Source organism: Ruegeria sp. BF12 (genome assembly GCF_056538705.1).
Map to the genome: position 1 here is coordinate 43,717 of NZ_JBQFTP010000022.1, position 8,163 is coordinate 51,879.

The 8,163-nt window shown below is 54.3% G+C and carries 7 protein-coding genes and 1 pseudogene; 3 read left to right on the top strand and 5 right to left on the bottom strand.

What is annotated here, in order from left to right:
• Window positions 1-13: 13 nt before the first annotated feature.
• Entirely contained in the window at window positions 14-985 is a 972-nt protein-coding gene (locus ACR0J0_RS21970; RefSeq protein ID WP_480666119.1) for an ABC transporter substrate-binding protein, read from the bottom strand.
• A 36-nt stretch (window positions 986-1,021) separates the two neighbouring features.
• Entirely contained in the window at window positions 1,022-2,974 is a 1,953-nt protein-coding gene (locus ACR0J0_RS21975) for a DUF1989 domain-containing protein (protein ID WP_480666120.1), read from the bottom strand.
• A 465-nt stretch (window positions 2,975-3,439) separates the two neighbouring features.
• Between ACR0J0_RS21975 and ACR0J0_RS21980 the strand changes: the two genes are divergently transcribed.
• Entirely contained in the window at window positions 3,440-4,504 is a 1,065-nt protein-coding gene (locus ACR0J0_RS21980; RefSeq protein WP_480666121.1) for a LacI family DNA-binding transcriptional regulator, read from the top strand.
• A gap of 172 nt (window positions 4,505-4,676) precedes the next feature.
• On the opposite strand, the pseudogene ACR0J0_RS21985 reads toward ACR0J0_RS21980, so the two are convergent.
• Together ACR0J0_RS21985 and ACR0J0_RS21990 are read right to left on the bottom strand one after the other, a co-directional pair.
• A pseudogene (locus tag ACR0J0_RS21985) lies at window positions 4,677-5,679 on the bottom strand (transposase); the annotation flags it as partial.
• A 393-nt stretch (window positions 5,680-6,072) separates the two neighbouring features.
• On the bottom strand, window positions 6,073-6,537 hold the full coding sequence (locus tag ACR0J0_RS21990; RefSeq protein ID WP_480666122.1) for a GNAT family N-acetyltransferase: 465 nt from the start codon (window positions 6,535-6,537) through the stop codon (window positions 6,073-6,075).
• Between the two features lie 123 nt (window positions 6,538-6,660).
• Between ACR0J0_RS21990 and ACR0J0_RS21995 the strand changes: the two genes are divergently transcribed.
• The gene (locus tag ACR0J0_RS21995; RefSeq protein WP_480666123.1) at window positions 6,661-6,834 is read left to right on the top strand and encodes a hypothetical protein; all 174 of its coding nucleotides are present in this window, start codon (window positions 6,661-6,663) and stop codon (window positions 6,832-6,834) included.
• 258 nt (window positions 6,835-7,092) lie between these two features.
• Here ACR0J0_RS21995 and ACR0J0_RS22000 read toward each other — a convergent pair whose 3' ends face one another.
• Entirely contained in the window at window positions 7,093-7,302 is a 210-nt protein-coding gene (locus ACR0J0_RS22000) for a hypothetical protein (protein WP_480666124.1), read from the bottom strand.
• Between the two features lie 138 nt (window positions 7,303-7,440).
• Here ACR0J0_RS22000 and ACR0J0_RS22005 point away from each other — a divergent pair, with 138 nt between their 5' ends.
• Entirely contained in the window at window positions 7,441-8,043 is a 603-nt protein-coding gene (locus ACR0J0_RS22005; RefSeq protein ID WP_480666125.1) for a DedA family protein, read from the top strand.
• Window positions 8,044-8,163 lie beyond the last annotated feature (120 nt).

An 8,163-nucleotide genomic window follows, 5' to 3' on the forward strand; every position in this document is an offset into this window, starting at 1 on the left:
GGGCCATTTCGTATCAGTTGGTTTTCAGGCCAAGCCAGCCGTCGACCGTGTCACCATTCGCGGCTATCCATTCGGCGACGACCTCATCCGTGTCGCGCCCCTTGACCACGACCTCGTAGGTCAGGCCGCTGAGTTGATCAGCATCCATGTTGATGTTGCTCAGGAAAGACGCCGCAGCCGGATTGCGCTCTTCCAGCGACTTCGAATGGGCAACAGTCACGGTTTTCACGGGCTCGCCCGTGCTGACATGCGATTTGTTGTACCAATCCGCGTCCTGATCTGGCTGAACCATTTTGTATGTGGCCGCATCGTGCTCAGGTTCTTCAAGGATCGTCACGTCGTACAGCGCGTGCACGTAATGCGGTGCGTAGCAGTAGAAAGCAGCGCCCTTCTTCTGGTCAATCTGATCCTTGAGACGCGAATAGAATACGGTCTCATCCTCGGTGGTGGGCGTCAGGAAAGTTTCGATACCATAGTCGCGCACGCGAACCTTGAAGGTGTTGGTCGAGGCCCAACCCGACGCGCCGACCCATACTTCGCCCATGCCGTCGCCGTCCGAGTCGAACAACTCCTGCGCCATTGGCGTGGCCAGGTCGTAGATCGATTTGATGTTGTGATCTTCGACCATGTAGTTCGGAACACAGATCCCTGCGCGGCCCTCGTAGTTGCCGGAAGACAGCGCCACGGTGCCTTTCTGATCGACATATTCGTCAGTGAACGACGACTGGTTCGGTAACCAGACATCGGGGTGTACATCGATGTCACCTCGCCCGCCGTCCATGGCGGCAAAAATCACCGCGTTGGCGCCCGGCGCGTAACCGACTTCTCCACCCAAACGCGTTTCGATGACCTGCCCGATGACGCGGCTCATGATTTTGGCACCGGGCCAGCTGGGTTCGCCCACCATGACCTTGTCTTGTGCCAACGCTGAAGTAGCCCCCAGGGTGAGCGCCAGTGTTGCCGTCAGTGTTGTCAGTCTTTTCATGTCATATTCTCCCGTTGCATTGTGTCGTTTGCGCCATCAGGCGCGTGCCCGCTTGCGTTGCGGGTCTATGAATGGAATGTCCGATACCGTTGCCCCCAGGCGTTTCATCCGCCCGTCGAGTTGGCCAATTTCCAGTCGGGTCCCGTTCTCGGCATGTTCGACCGACAACCGCGCCATGGCGATCGCGTGTTCCAACATCGGTGATCGGGTGGCCGAAGTGACGACGCCCACCTGCCGTTCATCGGCAAAAACAGGAGCGCCATGGGCAGGCACATCATCACAGCCGATCAACAAGCCTTTAAGCACGCGACGCGGCTCTCGCGCGTTTCTTTCAAGTGCGGCTTTGCCCGAGAAACTGGTTTTTTTCAGATCGACCGCAAAGCCCAACCCGGCCTCGAACGCGTCGACGCCCGGAGCAAATTCGGCATTTGCCGCAGCCAACCCGGCTTCGATCCGGAGGATGTCCAGCGCAGCCGAGCCCATGGGTGTAACTCCAATTTCTTGACCCGCTTCCATAACCGCATCCCAAATCGCGATCGCGTCAGACTTCGAACAGAAGATTTCGTAGCCTAATTCTCCGGTGTAACCGGAGCGCGAGAGCATGAACGGCGCGCCATCTCGATCATTCAGCCGCGCAATGGTCACCCCGAACCACTTCAGGTCATCTAGCGAAGGTACGTGTGGTTGAGTAAAGGCGATCTTGCGTAGCAGATCGCGCGATTTTGGCCCCTGAATGGCTAGGTTCGGCATAGCGTTCTGCATTGCGTGGACCCGAACCTGCAAGTCCAGATCCGTTGCCAATGCTTGCAGCACGCGACCGCTTTCTTCGGAGCCGCAGCACCAGCGGAAAATCTCGGGGGCAAGCCGGAAAAGCGTGCCGTCGTCAATGACCGACCCGCTTTCATCGCACATCAATGTGTAAGATCCGCGCCAGACCGGCAATTTGGCGACGTTTCGCGTTGTTGCCTGCTGCAGCAGTTTCTCGGCGTCTGGGCCAACAATATCGAATTTGCGCAGCCCGCTCATGTCCTGCACCGTCACGGCTTCGCGACATGCCCAGTACTCACCCAACGTGCCGTGCGCGGGAAAGCTAACCGGTGCCCACAGATCACGTGCAGGCGCGAATTGTTGAGTCAAAGGGGCAAGCCGGTCATGAAATGCGGATTCCTGACTGATCGACATCGGGGCATCTTCCTTTTCACGATAGGCGACCGCTCGCCGGATCGGCGTTTCCGGGCGGTAGATGCGGACATGTACATCCGTCGGATTCCAGCCATTGATCGGGTCAATATCGTCCGGGCACGCGGTCGAGACGCACACCAAATCCTCCATCGCGCGCATCGCGACATAGTCGCCGGGGCGCGAATACGACTCTTCGGTCAGGATGTGATGCGTCCCAGGATCGATCCACGTGTTCCAGAAGAAATTGATCGCCGGCCAAGCCGCCCGACGCGCAACGCCGTACGGGGCCAGCGCATTCGACATGTTGTCGGAACAGTTCACGTGCCCTGGAAAGCCACGCTCTTCATAACCTCGGGCGGTGCAGGCCAGACCGAACGTGTCATGCCGCCCACAGGTATCCTGCACCACATTGAGAAGTGGCCGCATCTCTCGATCGTAAAACTTGTCCAGCAAACCCGGACCAGGAAATGCGCGACGCACCATCGACCGGGTGGCTGTGGAGTCGATCAACCACTCGGCACCGCGGTCCAACCCATCGGAACGAAGCGCCATGAAGTCAGAGCACTGCTGCCCTTCTACGTCAATGATTTGAACGAATTCACCGGCTTTCAGCTCGTATGCGATCCCCGTACCGCGCGGCACAGTGAATTCGTCCCGCGTGTCGCCCAAAAGCGGCGGCAGCAAAGGTTCATTCGAAGCTGCAATCTTATGAGAAACCGCGACACAGCCAGCTCCGGTTCCTTCAATCAATCCAAAAATAGAAGTTGGGCGGATCAGCCAAACTGTAATCCGCTTGTCGGTGCTCAAGACCAGCGGCTCTGTTGAAGTGATTAACCTGGAGCGAGGAATTTCCTGTGCTGGATTCCCACCATTCGCTCCAATCCAACCGGTGATTGGTTCGCTGTTGAACTCGTTGCAATCAACCGTACCGTTTGCCTCTAGGCCTAGATGAGCAAGCGTCGGCTTTCCGTCGAGAAATTCAACAACATCCAGCGGATGAGACTGTGATGTTGCTTCCAAAGACAGCAGGTCACCTGCGCCCATCTCCACGCGGATCGCTTCGCGCGATCCCAAGACATATTTTCGAACACCCGAAGCCTTCGGAAACCCCGGAAATCTGCGCCCCGGGCTATCGAACCCGGAATTCGTGAACTCGTGTAATACGACCGAACCTTGCATATCGCTGTTGGATTCTCAGTTATGAAACTAGTTACAGAGGTTGATGAAACTAGTTACATATGTCAACACTTTCGTTGAAAGCCGGTAAAATGGATGCAAAATCACGTGACACAAAAAGACCCGGCGTTGAAAAAGCGCGCAAATCTCAGAGATGTCGCAAAAGCTGCAGGCGTGTCAGTCGCTACGGTGTCCCGTGTCCTGAACGAGCCCGGTGTCGTGAAAAAGGACACTCTGGAGAAAGTTCAGAAAGCAATTGCGGACCTTCGATTCGTCCCCAGTGCAGCTGCCCGAGCTATCAACTCGGGCCGCACGCGTTTCGTAGGCGCGCTGGTTCCGACCTTGGACAACGCCATTTTCGCTCGGTTTCTTGCGGCGCTGGAACGGAAGCTTTCCGAAGATGGGCTTTCATTGATTGTGGCCACAACTGAGTCTGACCTGGAGATTGAAGCCAAAAAGGCGAAAGGGCTTGTCGATATCGGGGCAGAGGGCTTGATCATTACCGGTGCAACACATTCCGATGAGTTCCACGAACTTATCGAACGTACGATGATCCCCACGATCATCACATCCTACTTTGACGGCTCTAACCCTTTGCCAACGATTGGGTACGACAATAAAGCCGCGGCGCAATTGGCGTTGCAGCACCTCATTGAACTTGGGCATCGGCAAATCACTGTCGTACACGGACCAGTTGACAATAATGACCGGACTCTGGCTCGGCTTTCCGGGCTGCGCTCACTGCATTGGGAGGGTCAACTTACGACTGTAGAGACTGACATCAGTCTTCGCGGCGGAGCGGAAGCAGCTGCGCGCATCGTAGGCGACGCAGCCAAGCCTGACGCCATACTGTGTCTATCCGACGTTGTGGCGTTAGGGGTCTTGTTCGGCCTGCAGTCGAAAAGGCTAAGTGTCCCAGAAGAAATATCATTAATGGGCTTGGATGATCTACCAAGCTCTGCCGTTGCGGTGCCGTCATTAACAACAGTACACCTTCCGGTTTCCCGCATGGGCGAAAGGGCAGCCGCTGCATTGGCGCGGTGGATTTCCATTCAGGAGAGACCGAAGGCTGAAAAGCTGGAGGCAAAATTGATCGAAAGAAACTCAACTATTCGAAAAGTACCTATAGGCAAAAAAGCCTTTCCTAAAAAAACACAGTAACAAACTTCCAGTAGCTGTTCTTTGCAATGCGGCGAATGCCTGGGTTAGGGCTGATTCTGTTGAAAAACTCGGGGCAAGTGATGGCGACATTGTCACCGAAGGTTTGGCACGAGGTGATTGCCTTGGACGCGGATCCAATCGACGCGCAAGTGGGCTGACTTGACGCCTAAGATCATGCCATCGCCTCCGGTTGGACGGTCTTGGGCCTTAGCTTGGCGACCTTTCTAAGGTTCTGTGCGATAACGACCAGCAGGAACTCATCCTTAGCCCCATTGGGTCCGCACAATCTCAACCTGGTCAGATTCAAAATGCGGTTCAGATGCGCAAACAGCATTTCAACTTTCTTCCGTTTGTCACGGCTGACCTTATAGGCTTGCGTCTTCCTGCTGGATCGCGCGAAATCCCGAGCGTGCTCATGTGCTTCCCGACGGATTGATCTACAGATTTCGTTGGGGCAGCATTTCTCTTTCGATGGACAACTCTGACAGTCAGATTTCAGTGCGCGGTACTTTCGGCTGCCACTGATGTTCTTGCCGCGGTTGGGATCGGAGTAGTTTCGACGGAATTGCTTCAGCGCGAAGCCTTCCGGGCAAGTGTACAGATCGTTGGCCTCATCATATTCAAACTCGAACCTTGTCCATGCACCGTCTTTGCGGTTCGAGTGATTGATCACTGGGATGAACGGGAAGAACCCACGCTTCTTGACCAGCCAGCCCAAGTTGTCGCTGGAGCCATAGGCCGTGTCTGCGACAAGCCAATCCGGCCTGATACCGAAGCGCTTTTCAGTGCGATCCAGCGTTGTTTGCGAAGCGCCCGCCTCGGCCTGTCGGATCGCCCGCGTCGCCTCAACGACCGTGATGACTGAGCCTTTGGTGCCGATCAGGTAGCTCGTGGCGTAAGCAAAATAGGGACGACTTTCCTCAGCTCGGGTCCACTGGGCTGCCGGAACGGACTTTATTGGCGTCTGCCGGTATTAGACTGGCGTCAACGGCGAAGCCTTCGCCAGATACAAGACCCTCCTTCAGACAACGTACGACGGTCGTCTCGAAGATGCGCCGCAGCATGTCGCTTTCACGGAACTTGCCATGGCGGTAACGCGAGAACGATGAGTGGTCGGGAACATTGTCATCCAACCCAAGCCGACAGAACCAGCGGTATGCCAAGTTGAGATGCACCTACTAGCAAAGGCGCGTATCGATCGCTTCTTACTGAGTCTGCACGCGGAAATAGCGCGTTGGGCGATGCGAAACAGCTACAAGTCAAGCTTCGAGTGCTTTCACAAAGGCCTATCGTACCACCTTTGCGGTGAGCCTGAGCAAATACACGCCACCTACGCAGCGGGTTTCCGCGACGTAAACTTCCACTCACTATACGAGGTTACAAAATTACACTAAGCCCCGCACAACGTTTTGATGGGGGTCAAAATGAAACTGAGTGTATTGGAAATCTTTTGCATAGTTCTGGCAGGCGCTGTGGCCGTAGCCGGGTTTGCGGAAGCGGCAAGCGCGCTGATATCGGTCATATGATGTAATCGAGAGAGCTGATGTTTCTCGCTAATATTCTGTGGCTCAGACCAACCGCAAGGCCAGTTCCACTTCCCCATCAACGATTCTACCCGTTGGGTGAAAGCCAAACTCCTTGTAGAACGGCATAGCGCCACCCGGCTCATCAACAACGCTGATTATTAGGTTAGAACGTCCCCTTTCGCGCGCTAACGACTTCGCGAAATCCAAAGCTGCTCTACCATGTCCCCGACCCTGATGGGCCTGGTCAACCATTAAGCGCCAGATATAAATCCCGTCCGGGTCATCGCCTTCGTCAAGATCCGCATCCGGGTGGGACATATCGATAACCGCCAGCAGCCCGACCGGAGTAGTTTGCTCCCAAACACCATAGATTTCCGACCCGGGTTCAAAAATGGACTGTGCCATGGTCATTAGGTTTGAAGCAACGAACGTGGTTTGGCTGTCGCGCACCCTTAGTCCAGCCAGGGGCCGGAGGGTATCTTGGGAGAAAGGGCGAAACTCGGGCATGAACTATACCTAACAGAACTTCTAAAGACCGAGAAGCTAAGGGCGTGCCTGCTCGGAACCGACTACCAGAATCGCAGGTTTTCAGGTATGAAGTCTCATATTGATTTCTTTTGAGGTATTGCCATGACCATTGTCCGTACCCTGACCGAGTACCGTGCTGCGCTCCGTGAGATTGAGTACCTATGGGGATCAGAGCCGAACACGGAAGAGGGTCGGAAATTGGAAGAATACCTGTCGGCGGTCGATCAATACGAGCAGCTATCAAATGTAGCGCCTGAGAGCCTGACAAATATTTGACTCTTCGGCGTTACGCCTCCCCGGAGGCTGCTTACCGCGTTGGGAGAACGGAAATGAATAGAAACTTCATAGTAATCGTTGCGGTTCTGGTTGTTTTACTCTTGGGCCTTACAATGATGACATCAGTTGAGGAGGGCGTGGGAAGTGAAGAAACCGCCCCACCCTCAGCAACGGAAGCAACAACTGCTACGGAATAAGCGCCCAAAGAACATTAAGCGCGTTTCACGGCTTAGCGAGCGTCCGTACCAGGCCCATATGTCAAAAGTAGTAGTGGCGGTAGAAAAAGGGGTCTTGCATGTAGTCAGTGTTTTGGCCGGTTTCTCGAAGGTCTTTTGCGACCTGAGCATCGGTCTCTCTTTGCTTTTTGCGCGCCAGTTCTTTTCTTTTACGTCTCGCGAACCTTTTTTCTGGCAAGGCGAAAAGGGCGCCCCAAAAGTTTTTGCGACTTTCTTTGTCTGTAAAAGCCATTGTCGTTCCTCACGCGGTCTGCAGTGAATCCAAGACTTTTAACTGGTGCCTTTAAGTTGGTAGTTCTCTTCCAAATCATTAAGAAAAGTACATCGAACACACCGCTTTGGGATCGTTTCGGTAGGGCCGGGTTTTCAGATGCATAACATCGCAGACAACTTTGAAAGTCTTATTGAGAACTACGGGCTATTCGTACTTTTCCCCACGATCTTCTTTGAGACCTTTGGGCTGCCTCTTCCGGGAGAAAGCGCCTTAGTGGCTGCATCGGTGCTTGCAGCAAAAGGAACTCTGAACATTTTTGCGGTTGCAGCGGTTGCCAGTCTTGCGGCCATAGCTGGCGACAATGTTGCTTACCTGATTGGGCGCAGGTACGGCCGCGCTATCATCCTGGCGTATGGATCGCGTTTTGGCATTACCGAGACGAAGTACGAGACCGTGGAGCGCGCGACAAACAAATATGGTGCCTCTTTAGTGGTGTGCGCGCGCTTTTTTGTATTGCTGCGGCAGTTAAACGGTTTGGCCGCCGGGTCAGCGAATATGCCGTGGGTAAAGTTCTTTTTGGCAAATGTTGCGGGCTCGGTGTTGTGGGTGGTGTTCTGGACGACTATTGCATACCAGTTCGGAAATCGCGTCTCGCTACTACCCGATGCCCTGCATCATGTTTTACTGATGGGTGCCGTCTTGGTTCCTATAATCTTGGTGCTGGTGTTTATATTTGGCCGTAGGGCACTGCTGAAATGAAAAGCAATGGCAAAGAAATGACCTGGACCAAGTTGAGCGCAACTGGCTTGTTGCATTTTGTTTGGTTTGAAGCGGTAAATCGCTTTACTGGATCCGCATTCCTTGATTGGAAAAATAGAC